Source organism: Pseudomonas sp. S2_H01, from assembly GCF_054668305.1.
Genome location: NZ_CP162756.1, coordinates 4000547 through 4018025, shown reverse-complemented (window position 1 = coordinate 4018025; position 17479 = coordinate 4000547). Strand labels below are relative to the sequence as shown.

The following is a 17479-nucleotide window of genomic DNA, read 5'->3' as shown; positions in this document are numbered from 1 at the left end:
GCACATCACCCAAGGCGCTTTGCAGCGAAGAACAGGCAACCATGGCGCAGGTCTTGCTAAACGTCCTGTGTGCGTGACTCAAGATTGCCGGAGAAAAAAGTGTGCTGAACAAACTGGGCATCAAAGGCCGCGTATTGCTGCTGACCCTGCTCCCGGCCTGCCTGATGGCGGCGCTGCTGGGCGGTTATTTCACCTGGATGCAACTCTCGGAGTTGCAGACCCAGTTGCTCAAGCGCGGCGAAATGATCGCCAACGAGCTGGCCCCGCTCTCTGCCACCGCCCTGGCCAGCAGCGACAAAGCGGTGCTCGAACGCATCGCAGGCCAGGTGCTGGAACAGGCCGATGTGCGCGCGGTGTCCTTCCTCGACGCTGACCGCAACCCGCTCGCCCATGCGGGGCCGACCATGATCAATCAACCGCCGGTCGGTAACACCACGCACATGCTGCAACGCTCCGAGAATGACGCCACGCGCTACCTGATGCCCGTGTTCGGGCGCAATCGTCACCTGACCGGCGACGTCGTTCCCGCCGAAGCCGACCGCTTGCTGGGCTGGGTTGAACTGGAACTGTCCCACAGCGGCACACTGCTGCGAGGTTATCGCAGCCTGTTTGCCAGCCTGATCCTGATCGCCATCGGGCTTGGCCTGACCGCCACCCTGGCGTTGCGCATGAGCCGCACCATCAACGGCCCTGTCGCGCAGATCAAACACGTGGTGGCTCAACTCAAAGACGGCAATCTGGAAGCCCGATTGCCCCCCATGGGCAGCAACGAGCTGGACGAACTCGCCTCCGGCATCAACCGGATGGCCGCGACGCTGCAGAACGCGCAGGAAGAACTGCAGCACAACATCGAGCAGGCCACCGAAGACGTTCGCCAGAACCTGGAAACCATCGAGATCCAGAACATCGAACTGGACCTGGCGCGCAAAGAAGCGCTGGAAGCCAGCCGGATCAAGTCCGAATTCCTGGCCAACATGAGCCACGAAATTCGCACGCCGCTCAACGGGATTCTTGGTTTCACCCACCTCTTGCAGAAGAGTGAGCTGACGCCGCGCCAGCATGATTATCTGGGCACCATCGAAAAGTCCGCGGACAGCCTGCTGAGCATCATCAACGAGATCCTCGACTTCTCGAAGATCGAGGCTGGCAAGCTGGTGCTCGACACCATCCCGTTCAACCTGCGCGACCTGCTGCAAGACACCCTGACCATCCTCGCGCCCGCGGCCCACGCCAAGCAGCTGGAGCTGGTGAGTCTTGTTTATCGCGACACGCCGTTGTCGCTGGTGGGCGACCCGCTGCGACTCAAGCAGATTCTCACCAACCTGGTGAGCAACGCCATCAAGTTCACCCGCGAAGGCACCATCGTCGCGCGGGCCATGCTCGAGGACGAGCAGGACGACAAGGTCCAGCTGCGCATCAGCGTGCAGGACACCGGCATCGGCCTGTCCAGCCAGGACGTGCGCGCGCTGTTTCAAGCGTTCAGCCAGGCGGACAATTCGCTGTCGCGTCATTCCGGCGGCACCGGCCTGGGCCTGGTGATTTCCAAGCGGCTGATCGAACAGATGGGCGGCGAGATTGGCGTGGAAAGCACCCCCGGCGAAGGGTCGGAATTCTGGATCAGCGTGACCCTGCCGAAGACCCGCGACGACCTCGAAGACCTGCCTGCACCGCCGTTGATCGGCCGTCGCGTGGCGGTGCTTGAGCATCACGACCTCGCGCGTCAGGCACTGGAACACCAGCTGGAAGATTGCGGCCTGCAACCCATGGTGTTCAACAACCTGGAAAACCTGATCAATGGCGTGACCGTGGTCCACCAGACGCCTCACGCCATCGACATGGCCGTGCTGGGGGTCACCGCCCACGAACTGCCGCCCGAGCGTCTTCGTCAGCAGATCTGGGACCTTGAGAATCTCGACTGCAAAGTGCTGGTGCTGTGCCCGACCACGGAGCAGGCCCTTTATCAGGTCTCGGTGCCGGACGCGTACAGCCAGTTGCAGGCCAAGCCTGCGTGTACGCGTAAATTGCGTCGGGCGCTGTCGGAGCTGATCAACCCCAAGCAGCTGCGCAACGAGGTGCCCGAACCCCTGTCGAGCCGACCGCCGCGGATTCTTTGCGTCGACGACAACCCGGCCAACCTGTTGCTGGTGCAGACGCTGCTGGAAGACATGGGCGCCAAAGTGCTCGCGGTGGACAGTGGCTATGCCGCCGTTCAGGCGGTGCAGGAAGACACCTTCGACCTGGTGCTAATGGATGTGCAGATGCCCGGCATGGACGGACGTCAGGCCACCGAGGCGATTCGCAGCTGGGAACTGGAACGTCAGGCGACCTCGCTGCCGATCGTCGCCCTCACCGCCCACGCCATGGCCAACGAGAAACGCGCGCTGCTGCAGAGCGGCATGGACGACTACCTGACCAAGCCGATCAGTGAACGGCAGCTGGCACAGGTCGTACTCAAATGGACCGGTCTTGCGCTGCGCAACCAGGCGCCGGAGCGCCACCAGGAGGTCAGTCAGGGCGGTGTCAACCTGCAAGTGCTGGATCATGAGGAAGGTTTGCGCCTGGCCGCTGGCAAAGCCGATCTTGCCGCCGACATGCTGGCGATGCTGCTGGCCTCACTGGACACTGACCGAGAGGCCATTCGGGCCGCACGCGAGGCAGGTGACCGTGTCGCCCTGATCGAGCGCGTCCATCGTTTGCACGGCGCGACCCGCTACTGTGGCGTGCCCCAACTGCGCGCCGCCTGCCAGCGCAGCGAAACCCTGCTTAAACAGGACTCGTCAGACAGCGACAAAGCGCTCAATGATCTGGAGAAAGCGATCACGCGGCTGGAGATCGAGGCGCGGGTGAGTGCTTGATGTGGTCCAGTGCACAGGCGAAACGGATCAATATCCTGCAGGAGCGCGCTTGTCCGCGATTCGGTGGTGAATCCAAAACATGCGGATCGGATGTACCGGCCATCGCCGGCAAGCGCGGTTCTACAACCGTGACGGGTTGACTGCGAGACCTCCAGAAAGGAACCACCATGCGCACCCTCCTCTACAGCAGCCAGACCTACGACCGCGACAGTTTCCTCTCGGCCGATGTGCCCGCTGACATCGAGTTGCACTTCCAGCCTGCACGGCTGACGCTGGACACGGTCGCCCTTGCGGACCAATACCCTGTCGTCTGCGCGTTCATCAATGATGACCTCAGCGCCCCCGTCCTTGAGCGCCTGGCGGCGGGCGGCACCAAGCTGATCGCGTTGCGCTCGGCCGGCTTCAACCATGTGGACCTGCCGACGGCCCAACGCCTGGGCCTCAGCGTCGTTCGCGTCCCGGCCTATTCACCCCATGCCGTCGCCGAACACGCCGTGGCCTTGATCCTGTCGCTCAACCGTCACCTGCACCGCGCCTACAACCGCACCCGCGATGGGGATTTCACGCTGCACGGGCTGACCGGCTTCGACCTCGTCGGCAAGACCGTGGGCGTGGTCGGCACCGGGCAGATCGGCGCGACCTTCGCGCGAATCATGGCCGGCTTCGGTTGTGAGTTGCTGGCGTATGACCCCTTCCCCAACCCGCAGGTCGAGGCGCTGGGTGCACGGTATCTGCCGCTGGATCAATTACTCGCCCAGGCACAGATCGTCAGCCTTCATTGCCCGCTCAATGAGCACACCCGCCATCTGATCAATCAGGCGTCGCTGCAGTGCATGCAACGCGGCGCGATGCTGATCAACACCGGTCGCGGCGCGCTGGTGGATACGCCCGCACTGATCGAGGCGCTGAAGAGCGGCCAGTTGGGTTACCTCGGGCTGGACGTGTACGAGGAAGAAGCGCAACTGTTCTTCGAAGATCGCTCGGACCTTCCGTTGCAGGATGACGTGCTTGCCCGCCTGCTGACCTTTCCCAACGTGGTGGTGACGGCGCATCAGGCGTTTCTGACCCAGGAAGCCTTGGGCGCGATCGCGCAGACGACGCTGGATAACATCATGGGTTGGGCGGCAGGAACTCCGCAAAACAGTGTCTGAACCGCTATCCAGTCCAACAAATAACCTTCTGTTAACACGGCACCTGTGGGAGCGAATAAGCTTTTGTGAACACGGCACCTGTGGGAGCGAATTCATTCGCGAAATATCTTTCAGGCGACGGTGATGTGTCGACCGTGCGGACGTCTCGCGAATGAATTCGCGCCCACAGGCGTTCGCATCCAACCTCACAATGCCAACCGGGCCGCTCACCGGCAGCGGGCATCGGCGATCTAAAGTGGTAGCATGCGCGCCTATTTGGAGACCCCCATGGCCGAACACGATTTTCGTTACAGCATGCTCACCCCGCAACACACCCTGATCGAATGCCGCAGCCTGGCCATCGGTCGCTATCAAGTGACCGGCAACGGCGGCTCGATCAAGCACGACGATGTGCTGCTGGTCACCGTCAAAGGCAGCAAAGACCTGTACATGCGCCTGAACGTGGAAAAAGTCCGTCACCTGATCAACCCACCGGGGCAATGGGTGGCCGTCGCCAACGGTCCGGCGTTCACCGAGCTGGCGATCCATCAGTGGAAGGTCAACTGCAACGGTTGCGGTAAAGAGCAGGACATCGAGTTCATGGTGGACGGCAAGGAAGGCAAGAAAGCCTTGAAGCCTGCCGCCACCGCGCGCATTGCCGAACTGGGCTGGAAAACCGTCGGCGAGCACCACGTATGCCCGGCCTGCGCGAAAAAAGCCGCATGAAATCGCGTGTGCTGAGCGTGCTCGCGGCCGTCATGCTGGCGGGTTGTGCAACCGACACCGATGCGCTCAAGCGTGATCACGGTTATGTGCTGGAGTGGATCGGCGAACGTCCGCTGATCGACAACAGCCACCTGACCATGACCCTGGGCAACGATGGCCGTGCCTATGGCAATGCAGGCTGTAACCACTGGTTCGCGTCGTACCGGCTGGAGGGCAACCGCATCCACTTCGGCCCGGTCGGCAGCACCCGCAAACTCTGTGCACCGGCCTTGATGGAACAGGAACACCGGTTTCTGGAGGCCATGGGGCAGGTGCAGCGGTGGGATGTGTCAGAGGTTGAGCAGCTGCAACTGTGGCCTGCGCAAGGGTTGCCGTTGCGGTTCTGGCTGGAAGAAGACTGAGCCTCGCCCTGTAGGAGCGTGGCTTGTCCCGCGATTTGGTGCGAAGCGCCAACAAACCCATTGAATGCGGTGTGTCAGCCTGACCACGGTCGCATAGATCACGACCGGTCCCCGGCCGATCGCGGGACAAGCCACGCTCCTACAAAGGTTAGTGGTGCTCAGCCCTTCCCTTTCAACTCCGCCAGTTTCTGCGCCACGCCTGCGGCGGTCTGCTCGCCCATCAACTGCTCACGAACCTTGCCCTTGTCGTCGATGATGTAAGTCACCGGCAGCGCTTCGCTCTTGGGCAGGTCGTACTGTTCGGCCGGATCCTGGGCCAGCACGGTGAACTTGATGCCCAGCGCATTGCTTGCGGTTTTCAGGTCTTCACCCTGCAGATTGTCGAAATTGACCCCGAACACGCTGACCTTCTGGCCGTTCATCTGGTCGGAGAGTTTGTTCAGTTCCGGAATTTCCGTGCGGCACGGGCCACACCATTCAGCCCAGTAGTTGACCACCAGCCAATGTTTGTCGACGCGGTCGCTGGCGACCTTCTGACCGTTCTGGTCAGTCCCCAGATCCACGCCACACCCGCTGAGCAACACACTCCCGATAAGCGCTACCGCTGCTGCCAACCGCCTTGCCATGATGCTTGTTCCTTTTATAGAGACGCGACGCAGACCTGATGTTCGTCCGGGTCGTCACCTATGTAGAATAGCCGCCACCTCACGCAAGATGCGACCTGCAAATGACCGATCTGACGCTTTATCACAACCCGCGCTGCTCCAAATCACGTGGTGCGCTGGAATTGCTTGAAGCCCGTGGCCTGACGCCGACTGTCGTGCGTTATCTCGAAACCCCGCCCAATGCTGCCCAACTGCGTGACCTGCTGGGCAAGCTGGGCATCGGCGCGCGCGATCTGCTGCGCACCGGCGAAGACGAATACAAAACCCTGAACCTGGCAGACGCCAGCCTGAGCGACGATGACGTGGTCGCCGCCATGGCCGCGCACCCCAAGCTGATCGAGCGCCCGATTCTGGTCGTTGGCGACAAAGCCGTGATTGGCCGTCCACCGGAAAAGATCCTGGAGATCCTGCCGTGAGCACGCCGTACATTCTGGTTCTGTTCTACAGCCGCAACGGTTCGACCAGTGAAATGGCCCGACAAATCGCCCGTGGCGTCGAGATGGGCGGCATGGAAGCGCGCTTGCGCACGGTGCCGGCGATCTCCACCGAGTGCGAAGCGGTGGCGCCGAGCATTCCGGACACGGGCGCGTTGTACGCCACGCTCGACGATCTGAAAAACTGCGCCGGCCTGGCGCTGGGCAGTCCGACCCGTTTCGGCAACATGGCGGCGCCGCTCAAGTACTTCCTCGACGGCACCAGCAACCTGTGGCTGACCGGGGCGCTGGTCGGTAAACCTGCCAGCGTGTTCACCTCCACGGCCAGCCTGCACGGCGGTCAGGAAACCACGCTGATGTCGATGCTGCTGCCGTTGTTGCACCACGGCATGCTGGTCACCGGCCTGCCCTACAGCGAAGCGGCGCTGATCGAAACCCGCGGCGGCGGTACGCCGTACGGCGCCAGCCACCACGCAGGCGCCGACGGCAAACGTCCGCTGGACCCGCACGAAACCACGCTGTGCCGCGCGCTGGGTCAGCGTCTGGCCAAGACTGCGTTGCTGCTGGAGCCGTCGCGTGGCTAAAAAGCCCAAGGCATTGCCCGCGCTGGAATGGCTGGAACCTCGCGTCCGCTGGAGCCGGGTTGCTGCCTTGTTGTGCTTTTTCGGGCTGATCGCGCTGCTTGCGGTGTATTACCTCGGGTTCGCCGATCTGCACGGTGCCCGTCCCTGGGTGATCCTGTCGATTGAACTGGTGCCGCTTTTGTTGCTCTCACCGGGGATGATCACCGGCAGCGCGCGCGGGCATTCGTGGACCTGCTTCGTGGTGAACCTGTATTTCATCAAGGGAGCGCTGGCCGCTTACGACCCGAGCCGCTCCTGGTTCGGCGTGCTGGAAATGCTGGCGAGCTTGGCGGTGTTTACCAGTGCACTGCTGTACGTGCGCTGGCGGTTTCAGTACAACCGCAAATTATCTGAACCCCCGCGCGCCCTGTAGGAGCGCGCTTGCCCGCGAATGCGATCTGTCTGTGACACATTCATCGACTGACACACTGCATTCGCGGGCAAGCGCGCTCCTACACGGCCTGCAGTGGACCTACATCTTTGTGTTGGAGAGGGCATGCAAGACTACAAATGGCTCAATGAATACTGCTTGAATCGCTTTGGTTCCGCCGCCGCCCTCGAGGCGCATCTGCCGACTCCCGCCACGTCAAAACAGCTCAAGGCCCTGAGCGACGACCGTTATCTGTCGACCATGGCCCTGCGGGTGTTTCGTGCCGGGTTGAAACACAGCCTGGTGGACGCCAAATGGCCGGCCTTCGAGCAGGTGTTCTTTGGCTTCGATCCGGAAAAGGTCGTGCTCATGGGCGCCGACCATCTGGAGCGTCTGATGCAGGATGCGCGAATCATTCGCCACCTTGGCAAACTCAAGAGCGTGCCACGCAACGCGCAGTTGATCCTCGACATCGCTCAGGAACACGGCAGCTTCGGCAACTTCATCGCCGAGTGGCCGGTGACCGACATCGTCGGGCTGTGGCGTTACCTGTTCAAGCACGGCAATCAGATGGGCGGACTCTCGGCCGCGCGTTTCCTGCGCATGGTCGGCAAGGACACGTTTATCCCCAGCTACGACGTGGTCGCAGCACTCAACGCGCAAAACATCGTCGACAAGGTGCCCAGCAGCCAGCGCGATCAGGCGGCGGTGCAAGCCGCGTTCAACCAGTGGCATGCCGAAAGCGGCCGCCCGCTGTGTCAGATTTCGATGATGCTGTCGTACACGGTCAACCACTGATCTTTTTTTCGCCAGGCAGCGGCAACATCGGATGTAACAAATCGAAGGTCGTATACAATATCCGCTATTCGTCCCTTGCCTGAGTCGCTCGCGTGCCCTTTCTCCTTCCTGACGCCCCCAACCTTGGTGTCGCACCCTCTGCGTCCGAGGTGATTTCAAAGTACCTGCGTGAGTCGATCATTTCCGGCCAGTTCGCCGAAGATGAGCCGATTCGCCAGGACGACATCGCTCGCGTGTTCAACGTCAGCAAGATCCCTGTGCGCGAAGCCTTGAAGCGCCTTGAGGCTGAAGGGTTGGTGCAGTTCCAACGCAACAAGGGTGCCGTGGTCACGCGGATCTCCGAGCCGGAGCTGGCGCAGATCTTCGAAGTGCGCGTGTTGCTGGAGGTTCAGGCCATCCGGCTGGCCGTGCCACGGATGACCCAAGCGCAGATCGATCGGGCCACGGCCATCTGTGACGAGTTCGTGGGTGACGACGACATCGGGCGCTGGGCAGAACTGAACTGGGCGTTCCACACCTGTCTGTACGAAGCGGCGCAGCGGCCGTTTCTGCTGAACATGATTCGCTCGATCCACGACAAGGTCGAACGTTACCTGCGCGTGCAAATGAGCTTCGACGAGGGCAAAGAACGGGCGGACAAAGAACACCGCGAAATCCTCAAAGCCTGTGCCGATCGAGACGTGGACAAAGCCGCCGAACTGATCGAACACCACATCATCGGCGTTTGCCGCGCGCTCTACGCACACCTTCCCAACGCGGCGCTCAGCGAAATCTGAGTCGCCCGCGACTGTGCCGATTTCGTCATTTTCAGCGGCGAAATCGGTCAAGACCCTGCCGCGCTTTAACGCCAATCTGGATGCCAGCTAAGGAAGCGACGGCGCGTTTATTCAATCCCATCATGTGTTAACCAAGTGTCTGTCTGAATGGGGAGCTAAAACTGTGGGAGCGAATTCATTCGCGAGAGGCCGGTACAGCCGACACAGATACGTCGTCTCTACCAATTTTTCGCGAATGAATTCGCTCCCACAGAAAAATCGCATCGCCACGCTGTCGCGGCATTCGGAACGGGCTACTGCCTACCACTTAGGGGTGAACCATGAAGCGCATCCAGATCCTCGACTCCCACACCGGCGGCGAACCCACGCGTCTGGTGCTCGACGGTTTTCCTGACCTTGGCAACGGCAGCATGGCGGAACGTCGCCAGTTGCTGGCGGAGGAGTTCGACGACTGGCGTGCGGCCACCGTGCTGGAACCCCGCGGCAGCGATGTGCTGGTTGGCGCGCTGCTGTGCAAGCCGGTGGACCCGGAAGCCTGCGCCGGGGTGATATTTTTTAATAACGCCGGTTATCTGGGCATGTGCGGCCACGGCACCATCGGGCTGGTCGTATCGCTGGCGCACCTGGGCAAGATCGGCCCCGGCGTTCACCGCATCGAAACCCCGGTCGGCACGGTGCAAGCCACCCTGCACGAGGATCGCTCGGTCAGCGTCAACAACGTCCCTTCCTACCGCTATCGCAAGAACTTCATCGTCGATGTCCCGGGGATCGGCAACGTCACCGGCGACATCGCCTGGGGTGGTAACTGGTTCTTCCTGATTGCCGATCACGGCCTGAGCGTCACCGGCGACAACCTCGACGCCCTCACCGATTACACCTGGAAAGTCCGTCAGGCGCTGGACAGCCAGGGCATCCGTGGCGAAGACGGCGGCCTGATCGACCACATCGAATTGTTCGCCGACGATGACGTGGCCGACAGCCGCAACTTCGTCCTGTGCCCCGGCAAAGCCTACGACCGTTCACCGTGCGGCACCGGCACCAGCGCCAAACTGGCCTGCCTGGCCGCAGACGGCAAACTGGAGCCCGGCGCGATCTGGCAGCAAGCCAGCGTGATCGGCAGCCAGTTCGAGGGCAGTTTCCAATGGCAGCATGGTGAACGCCAGATGGGTGACCGCATCGTGCCGACCATCCGCGGTCGCGCCTACATCAGCGCCGAAGCGACGCTGCTGCTGGACGAGGAAGACCCGTTCGCCTGGGGCATTCGTTCTTGATCCAGGGCACCGATATTCGAGGCCAGGCCGCCGATGTGATCATCATCGGTGGCGGAATCATTGGCGCTGCCTGTGCCGATGAACTGGCCAGCCAAGGCCTGCACGTGTGCGTGCTCGATTGCCAGCGACCGGCTGCCACCGCTGCCGGGATGGGGCATCTGGTGGTCCTGGACCACAGCCCCGCCGAGTTGGCACTGGGCGAATACTCGGTGCGCCTGTGGCGCGAACTGGCGCCGCAGATGCCCGAGAACTGCGCCATGCGCAACAACGGCACGCTGTGGCTGGCCTGTAACGAAGAAGAAATGGCCGAAGCCGAACGCAAACACGCCGCGTTAAGTGAATTCGGTCTGGCATGCGAATTGATGTCAGGCGCTGCATTGGCGAAGGCCGAGCCTTCCCTGCGCCCCGGCCTGTTTGGCGCCTTGAGGGTCACCGGAGACGGGATTCTGTATGCGCCGAATGCCGCGCGCTGGCTGTTGCAGCGCCAACCCGAGCGCGTGCATCAGCAGCACGCCGAGGTGGTGGAGGTTCAAGGCAACCGCGTGAGGCTGGCCGATGGACAGTGGTTGCAGGCCGGCGCCGTGGTGCTTGCCAATGGCATCCATGCCCGCGACCTGTGCCCGGACGTGCCGCTGCACGCCAAGAAAGGCCACCTGCTGATCACCGATCGCTACCCGATCCAGATCACCCACACCCTGGTCGAACTGGGTTATGTCACCAGCGCGCACAAGGGCAACGGCCCTTCCGTGGCGTTCAACGTGCAACAACGCCCGACCGGTCAGTTGTTCATCGGCTCGTCCCGGCAGTTCGACAACGAAGACCCCACGATCGACGCCGCCATGCTCGGTCGCATGCTGCGTCGGGCCATGGATTTTTTGCCCGACCTCGGCCAGATGAACGGCATTCGCAGCTGGACCGGTTTTCGCTCGGCGAGCCCGGACGGCCAGCCGCTGATTGGCGAGCACCCCGAGCAGCCGGGGTTGTGGCTGGCCGTGGGGCATGAAGGTCTGGGCGTCACCACCGCCACCGGCACCGCCAAGCTGCTGGCCGCGCAACTGCTGCACACGCCACCGCCGCTCGACCTCGACGCGTTCCTGCCTCAACGTTTTATCGGAGCCCCTGCCCATGCTTGAGTTGAGCATCGACGGTCAGCCGTTGCGCGTCGCCCAAGGCACCACCGTTGCGGCGGCCTTGATGGCGAGCGGTGACCAGTGCAGTCGCACGTCAGTCAGCGGTCAACGCCGAGCGCCCTTGTGCGGGATGGGCATCTGCCAGGAATGCCGGGTGACCATCGACGGCCTGCGCCGCCTCGCCTGCCAGACACTGTGCCGCGACGGCATGCACGTAGAGACACGGCCATGACCCGACCTGTGGACCTGTTGATCATCGGCGCAGGCCCTGCCGGCATGGCGGCTGCTTTGGCGGCGGCACCGAGCGGCATCAGCATCGTCGTGCTCGACGACAACCCGCTGCCCGGCGGGCAGATCTGGCGCGACGGCCCGAACGCACAACTGCCCACTGTGGCGACGGAGATGCGCGCGCAGTTGCAGCGCTACAGCAATATTCATCTGCACAGCGGCACCAAGGTGGTCGCGATCGCCGGCCCCAAACGCCTGCTGCTGGAAGACGCCGAACGCGGTTGGGTACTGGGTTACGACAAGCTGATTCTGTGTACCGGCGCGCGCGAGCTGTTGCTGCCTTTTCCCGGCTGGACCTTGCCCGGCGTCACCGGCGCCGGTGGGTTGCAGGCGTTGATCAAGGGCGGCGTACCGGTGTCGGGTGAACGCATCGTGATCGCGGGCAGCGGCCCCCTGCTGCTGGCTTGCGCCGCGACCGCCAAGAAGAACGGTGCCGAGGTCGTGCGCATCGCCGAGCAAGCGGGACGCCGCGCGGTCAGCGGCTTTGCGCTGGGGTTGTGGCGATGGCCGAACAAAGCCTTTCAGGCCGTGACGCTGGCCAATGGCGCCTATCGACTGTCAGCGCACGTGATCGAAGCGCTGGGCTCGGATCGGCTGGAAGCGGTGCGCGTGCAAACGGGCTCGCGTGTCGAAGAGATCGCCTGCGACCGGCTCGCGTGTGGTTTCAGTCTGGTACCCAACACCGAGCTGGGCAGCGCGCTGGGTTGCGAGGTGCGCGATCGCGCGATCGTGGTGGATGAGTGGCAAGCCACCGGGCTCACCGACCATTACGCGGCCGGTGAATGCACCGGTTTTGGCGGCAGCGAACTGGCCCGAGCGGAAGGCAAGATCGCCGGGCTGGTCGCCGTCGGCAGGCAGGAGGAGGCGCGGGCACATTGGCCGGAGCGCCAGCGTTGGCAGCGCTTCGCCGACCGGTTAAACCAGGCGTTCGCGCTCGATCCTGCACTGAAAACACTGGCGAAAGCCGACACGCTGGTCTGCCGTTGCGAAGACGTGCCCTACGCCGAACTCGCCGACCACAACAGCTGGAACAGCGCTAAGCTCAACACCCGCTGCGGCATGGGCGCGTGCCAGGGCCGTATCTGCGCCACCGCCGCGCACACCCTGTTCGGCTGGGAACCACCGCGCCTGCGCCCGCCCTTCAGCCCGGCGCGCATCGCGACGCTGGCGTGCCTGGATGATACGGGCCCAGCGATATAACCCTTGTAGCCGGCTTGGTGCGGGCCGCGTTCGGACGAATGCGTGGGCCAGTGGCGAAGGTGTCACCCGACCCGCCGCATTCGCCACCGTCGTAACCTCCGGCAGCTCCCACAGTTGCAGTGCTGGGCCTCGGACTTGCGGCTACCTCTTCGTCTGTAGGAGGTGTCACCCCACCCGCCGCATTCGCCACCGTTGTAACCTCCGGCAGCTCCCACAGTTGCAGTGCCGGGCTTCGGATTTGCAGCTGCCTCTTCGTCTGTAGTAGCGGTTTGTTGCGGGCTGGCGCCTACAGTGGATCTCTAGCGCTCCCAATATCGGAGCACATGCCGCATCATCGACCTCGTCCCCCACTCTGGCCGACCTGCTGTGAACATGATTGACCTGCTCCCCACCTCGCCGCTGCACAACCTCGATCAGCTGTTGACCAGCCTGGAAACGGTCGCGCCGCTGTTCGATGCGATTCCCGGGGTGGTGTTTTTCGTCAAGGACGCACAGGCGCGGTATGCGCTGGTCAATCAGACGCTGGTGCAGCGCTGCGGCTTCAAGGAGAAGAGCCAGGTCGTCGGGCGCACGGCGGAAGATGTCTTTCCGGCGCGTTTCGGGCCGTTGTACACCGCGCAGGATCGGCGCGTACTGGCCGATGGCCGACAGCTCAGCGATCAACTCGAACTGCACCTGTATTACGGTAACCAGCCCATCTGGTGCCTGACCCACAAGATCGCCCTGCGCGACGCCCAAGGGACCATCATGGGTCTGGCCGGCATCTCCCGCGACCTGCAAGTGCTGCAATCGCACCCGGCGTATCAAAAGCTGGCCGAGGTCGACGCTTATATCCGCGAGCACTTCGCGCGCCCCATCACCCTTCAGGAACTGACCACCCTGGCCGGGCTGTCGATTGCGCAACTGGAACGCCACTGCAAACGCATCTTCCAGCTCACGCCAAGGCAGATGATTCACAAGGCACGGCTGGGCGAAGCGTCGCGGTTGCTGCGTGAAGACCTGTCGATCACCGAGGTCGCCCTGCGCTGCGGCTACACTGATCACAGCGCGTTCAGTCGACAGTTCAAGGCATTGACCGGCGTGTCGCCGAGTGAATACCGGGAATCGCAAGGTTGACCTTCGCGCAGTCTGTCGTGCGGCATGAACGTGCATCTATGAAGCACCGCGCCCGTTTTTGCTCCTTTATGTAACACCGTCGTCGCCCCGCACACGCGGGCAATTTCCACAAGCCGCCGATCCAAAGCCCTGCAGCCCATAGTGGCAAAACGGGCACGCACCGTGCATATAAAATATCGTATACGAAATTACTTATCCGGCCGTTCCATTACTTGCATCCACCGAGGCTTCTATGAAAAAGCATGCTGTTGCCGTAGCCCTCCTCGCTGTAATGAGCTCTTCCTTTATCAATGCCGCCTTCGCCGACAAACTCGATGACATCATCGACTCCGGCAAGCTGCGTTGCGCCGTGACCCTGGACTTTCCGCCGATGGGTTCACGGGATGAGAAGAACAACCCGGTCGGATTTGACGTCGATTACTGCAACGACCTGGCGAAGGTGCTGGGCGTCACGGCTGAAGTGGTCGAGACCCCCTTCCCGGACCGTATCCCTGCGCTGGTGTCCGGTCGCGCCGATGTGATCGTCGCCTCCACCTCCGACACGCTGGAGCGTGCGAAGACCGTGGGGATGACCATTCCCTACTTCGCCTTCCAGATGGTGGTGCTGACCCGCGACAACACCGGCATCACCAAATACGAGGACCTGAAGGGCAAAAACGTGGGTAACACCAGCGGCACCTATGAGGCCATCGCGCTGGAAAAAGACCAGAAAGCCTGGGGCAGCGGCACCTTCCGCGCCTACCAGACCCAGAACGACACCATCCTCGCCGTCGCTCAGGGCCATATCGATGCAACCGTGGTCACCAACACCGTGGCCGCCGCAACCCTCAAGTCGGGCAAATACAAAGGTCTGAAAGTCGCGGGCAACGCGCCGTACGTCATCGACTACGTGTCGCTGGCCGCCAAACGTAACGAATACGGCCTGATCCATTACCTGAACCTGTTCGTCAACCAACAGGTGCGTACCGGCCGTTACGACGAGCTGTGGAAGAAGTGGGTGGGTGACGAAATCAAACCCGCGAACCTGACGGTGCCGGGGGTTTATTACTGATTCGGGCTCGCAGCTTTAGCGTCCGACGCAATATTCACGCTGGACGCCGAACGTGTAGGAGCGCGCTTGCCCGCGAATGCGATCTGTCTACGACACATTCATCGACTGACACACTGCATTCGCGGGCAAGCGCGCTCCTACAATGGTTAGGGGTCGTTACCACACGCTGCGCGGTTTGACTCACTCACACAGGAGCCCAGGATGTCTGAAGTTTCGTTAAACGGCCGTTGTCTGGTCCCAGGCAGTGCTCAGGGCGAGTTGCTGTATGCCGACATGGCCTTGAGTTTCTGGGGCGGGGTCGAGCCGTTTACCGGTGAGGTCATCGACCGCCACCACCCGCTCAGCGGCCAGTTCATCAACGGCCGCGTGCTGGCGATCCCAAGCGGGCGCGGTTCGTGCACCGGCAGCAGCGTGTTGCTGGAACTGATCCTCAATGGGCATGCGCCCGCTGCACTGGTGTTCGAACGGGTCGAAGACATCCTCACCCTCGGCGTGCTGATCGCCGAACAGATGTTCGGGCATTCGATTCCGGTCATCAGCCTCGGCGAAGCCGGTTTCGCGGCACTGCGCGAGGTGAAGTTCGCACGGGTCGAAGACGCGCGGGTCACCGGCTTCGACAACCCGCCGACTGCGCTTGCTGCCGCCCGATCCCCCCGCGCGCCCCACCGCGTCAGCACCCAGATCACCCTGACCGAAATGGATCAGGGCTTTCTCGACGGCGCCTACGGCAAGGCTGCACAAGTGGCGATGGGCATCATTCTGCGCATGGCCGAACTGCAAGGCGCGACCGAGCTGCTGGACATCACCCAGGCGCATATCGACGGTTGCATTTATACCGGCCCCGCGAGCCTTCGGTTCGCCCGGCAACTGGTGGACTGGGACGCCAAGGTGCGTGTGCCCACCACCCTCAATTCCATCTCGGTGGACAAACGCCGCTGGCGTGAACTGGGTGTCGACCCGGCACTGGGCGAACCCGCCAGTCAGTTGGGCGACGCTTACCTGGACATGGGCGCGCGCGTCAGTTTTACCTGCGCGCCTTACCTGCTGGACAGCGCGCCGGAGCTGGGCGAGCAGATCGTCTGGGCCGAATCCAACGCCGTGGTCTACGCCAACAGCGTGATCGGCGCGCGCACACTGAAATACCCCGACTACCTCGACATCTGCATCGCCCTGACCGGCCGTGCGCCGAAAATCGGTTGTCACCTGACACAACAACGTCTGGCGACGCTGCGCATCGACATTCCCGAACTGGGCACGCTGGATGACAGTTTCTACCCGCTGCTGGGCTATCACGTGGGCTTGCTCTGCGGTGCTGACATCCCTGTGGTCTGCGGGCTGGAACACAAGGCGCCTACGCTCGATGACCTGAAAGCCTTCGGCGCAGCGTTCGCAACCACCTCCGCCGCCCCGATGTTTCACATTGCCGGTGTCACGCCAGAAGCCACCACCGCTGAACTCGCCCTGGGCGGACACGCGCCTGCCCGAACCCTGAACATCAGCGCTGCCGATTTGCTGAGCAGCTGGCGCGAACTGAACAGCGCGCAGAGCCCGGAAGTCGACGCCGTCACATTGGGCAATCCGCATTTTTCGTACAGCGAATGCGCCACCCTCGCCCGTCTGTGCCACGGCCTGCGCAAGCTCGACAGCGTGGCGATGGTCGTCACCTGCGGCCGCGCCACGCTGGAGCGCGCGCAGCAGGCCGGGTACGTGACAACGCTGGAAAACTTCGGCGTGCAGTTCGTCACCGACACCTGCTGGTGCATGCTCGGCGAGCCGGTGATTCCGCCCACCGCGCGCAACCTGATGACCAACTCCGGCAAGTACGCGCACTACGCGCCCGGTCTGGTGGGCCGTCGGGTGCACTTCGCCAACCTGGCCGAATGCGTCGAAAGCGCCTGCACCGGCCTTGCCAGCGCGCGCCTGCCCGTCTGGCTGCAGGCCGCCGAACACGCGGAGGGGCTGACGCATGTTTGATTACAACTTCCACTGGCGAGCGGCGTTCAAGGCCTTGCCGGACATGCTCAACGGCGCCGTCGTCACCTTCGAAACCGCCGCGTTGTCGATGATTCTCGGGGTGACCATCGCCCTGTTTCTGGTGTTCATGCGCCAAGGCAAAAACCGTCTGTTTCGCGGTTTTGCCGCCACCTGGATTTCCATCGCCCGTAACACGCCGTCGCTGTTTCAGGTGTACATCCTGTACTTCGGCCTGGGCTCATTCGGGCTGCATATCAGCTCATGGGCCGCCTTGCTCGCGGGCATCACCATCAACAACGCGGGCTATCTGGCGGAAAACTTTCGCGGCGGGCTTAAGGCCGTGCCGGACACCCAACTGCGCGCAGCGCGATCTCTGGGCATGAGCGCACCCCAAGCCTATCGGCTCATCGTAATCCCGCAGTTGCTGCGCATCGTGTTCTACCCGCTGACCAACCAGATGGTCTGGGCGGTGCTGATGACCTCGATGGGCGTGATCGTCGGCCTCAACAACGACCTCACCGGCGTGACGCAGGACTACAACGTCAAGACGTTCCGGACCTTTGAGTTCTTCGCCATTGCGGCCGTGCTCTATTACCTGATCGCCAAGCTGATCGTGGCCGTCGCACGGCTGCTGTCCTGGCGGCTGTTCCGGTACTAAGGAATTGAGGAAC

The 17479-nt window shown here is 62.7% G+C and carries 18 protein-coding genes; 17 read left to right on the top strand and 1 reads right to left on the bottom strand.

The features are described 5' to 3' along the window. Positions 1-101 precede the first annotated feature (101 nt). The 4 genes from AB4N84_RS18020 (at position 102) to AB4N84_RS18005 (ending at position 5112) form a co-directional block, all read left to right on the top strand. On the top strand, positions 102-2855 hold the full coding sequence (locus AB4N84_RS18020) for a response regulator (protein WP_460042491.1): 2754 nt from the start codon (positions 102-104) through the stop codon (positions 2853-2855). Between the two features lie 167 nt (positions 2856-3022). Then, on the top strand, positions 3023-4006 hold the full coding sequence (locus tag AB4N84_RS18015; RefSeq protein WP_460042490.1) for a 2-hydroxyacid dehydrogenase: 984 nt from the start codon (positions 3023-3025) through the stop codon (positions 4004-4006). A 267-nt stretch (positions 4007-4273) separates the two neighbouring features. Then, a complete protein-coding gene (locus AB4N84_RS18010) occupies positions 4274-4711 on the top strand; it encodes a hypothetical protein (RefSeq protein WP_460042489.1) in 438 nt (145 codons plus the stop codon). Beyond that, positions 4708-5112 carry an META domain-containing protein gene (locus tag AB4N84_RS18005; RefSeq protein ID WP_460042487.1) on the top strand — a complete coding sequence of 135 codons (405 nt, stop codon included), beginning with the start codon at positions 4708-4710 and terminating at the stop codon, positions 5110-5112. The genes AB4N84_RS18010 and AB4N84_RS18005 overlap by 4 nt, the downstream gene beginning before the upstream one ends. A gap of 158 nt (positions 5113-5270) precedes the next feature. Here AB4N84_RS18005 and AB4N84_RS18000 read toward each other — a convergent pair whose 3' ends face one another. Then, positions 5271-5738, bottom strand: a complete 468-nt coding sequence (locus AB4N84_RS18000; protein WP_074752985.1) for a TlpA family protein disulfide reductase — start codon at positions 5736-5738, stop codon at positions 5271-5273. 101 nt (positions 5739-5839) lie between these two features. Between AB4N84_RS18000 and arsC the strand changes: the two genes are divergently transcribed. The 13 genes from arsC (at position 5840) to AB4N84_RS17935 (ending at position 17466) form a co-directional block, all read left to right on the top strand. Next, complete coding sequence (gene arsC, locus AB4N84_RS17995; RefSeq protein WP_460042486.1) at positions 5840-6193, top strand: arsenate reductase (glutaredoxin); 354 nt, start codon at positions 5840-5842, stop codon at positions 6191-6193. Further along, positions 6190-6795, top strand: a complete 606-nt coding sequence (gene wrbA / locus AB4N84_RS17990) for an NAD(P)H:quinone oxidoreductase (RefSeq protein WP_074752987.1) — start codon at positions 6190-6192, stop codon at positions 6793-6795. The genes arsC and wrbA overlap by 4 nt, the downstream gene beginning before the upstream one ends. Further along, a complete protein-coding gene (locus tag AB4N84_RS17985) occupies positions 6788-7207 on the top strand; it encodes a DUF2069 domain-containing protein (RefSeq protein ID WP_460042485.1) in 420 nt (139 codons plus the stop codon). Before wrbA ends, AB4N84_RS17985 begins: the two co-directional genes overlap by 8 nt. A gap of 123 nt (positions 7208-7330) precedes the next feature. After that, positions 7331-8002 (top strand): DNA-3-methyladenine glycosylase I, encoded by a 672-nt coding sequence (locus tag AB4N84_RS17980; protein ID WP_460042483.1) that lies wholly within the window; start codon positions 7331-7333, stop codon positions 8000-8002. Between the two features lie 92 nt (positions 8003-8094). Next, a complete protein-coding gene (locus AB4N84_RS17975) occupies positions 8095-8778 on the top strand; it encodes a GntR family transcriptional regulator (RefSeq protein WP_460042482.1) in 684 nt (227 codons plus the stop codon). 320 nt (positions 8779-9098) lie between these two features. Continuing rightward, positions 9099-10049, top strand: coding sequence for a 4-hydroxyproline epimerase (locus AB4N84_RS17970; protein WP_460042481.1), 951 nt, complete (start codon positions 9099-9101; stop codon positions 10047-10049). Next, entirely contained in the window at positions 10046-11182 is a 1137-nt protein-coding gene (locus AB4N84_RS17965; RefSeq protein WP_460042479.1) for an NAD(P)/FAD-dependent oxidoreductase, read from the top strand. The genes AB4N84_RS17970 and AB4N84_RS17965 overlap by 4 nt, the downstream gene beginning before the upstream one ends. Next, on the top strand, positions 11175-11411 hold the full coding sequence (locus AB4N84_RS17960) for a (2Fe-2S)-binding protein (protein ID WP_460042478.1): 237 nt from the start codon (positions 11175-11177) through the stop codon (positions 11409-11411). The genes AB4N84_RS17965 and AB4N84_RS17960 overlap by 8 nt, the downstream gene beginning before the upstream one ends. Then, on the top strand, positions 11408-12667 hold the full coding sequence (locus AB4N84_RS17955) for an FAD-dependent oxidoreductase (RefSeq protein WP_460042477.1): 1260 nt from the start codon (positions 11408-11410) through the stop codon (positions 12665-12667). Before AB4N84_RS17960 ends, AB4N84_RS17955 begins: the two co-directional genes overlap by 4 nt. 372 nt (positions 12668-13039) lie before the next feature. Next, positions 13040-13783: an AraC family transcriptional regulator gene (locus AB4N84_RS17950; RefSeq protein WP_074752994.1), complete on the top strand. Its 744-nt coding sequence runs from the start codon at positions 13040-13042 to the stop codon at positions 13781-13783. A gap of 232 nt (positions 13784-14015) precedes the next feature. Next, entirely contained in the window at positions 14016-14834 is an 819-nt protein-coding gene (locus AB4N84_RS17945; RefSeq protein WP_074752995.1) for an ABC transporter substrate-binding protein, read from the top strand. A 201-nt stretch (positions 14835-15035) separates the two neighbouring features. Continuing rightward, the gene (lhpI, locus tag AB4N84_RS17940; protein ID WP_460042476.1) at positions 15036-16808 is read left to right on the top strand and encodes a cis-3-hydroxy-L-proline dehydratase; all 1773 of its coding nucleotides are present in this window, start codon (positions 15036-15038) and stop codon (positions 16806-16808) included. Next, the gene (locus tag AB4N84_RS17935) at positions 16801-17466 is read left to right on the top strand and encodes an amino acid ABC transporter permease (RefSeq protein WP_074752997.1); all 666 of its coding nucleotides are present in this window, start codon (positions 16801-16803) and stop codon (positions 17464-17466) included. Before lhpI ends, AB4N84_RS17935 begins: the two co-directional genes overlap by 8 nt. The last annotated feature ends 13 nt before the right edge of the window (positions 17467-17479 follow it).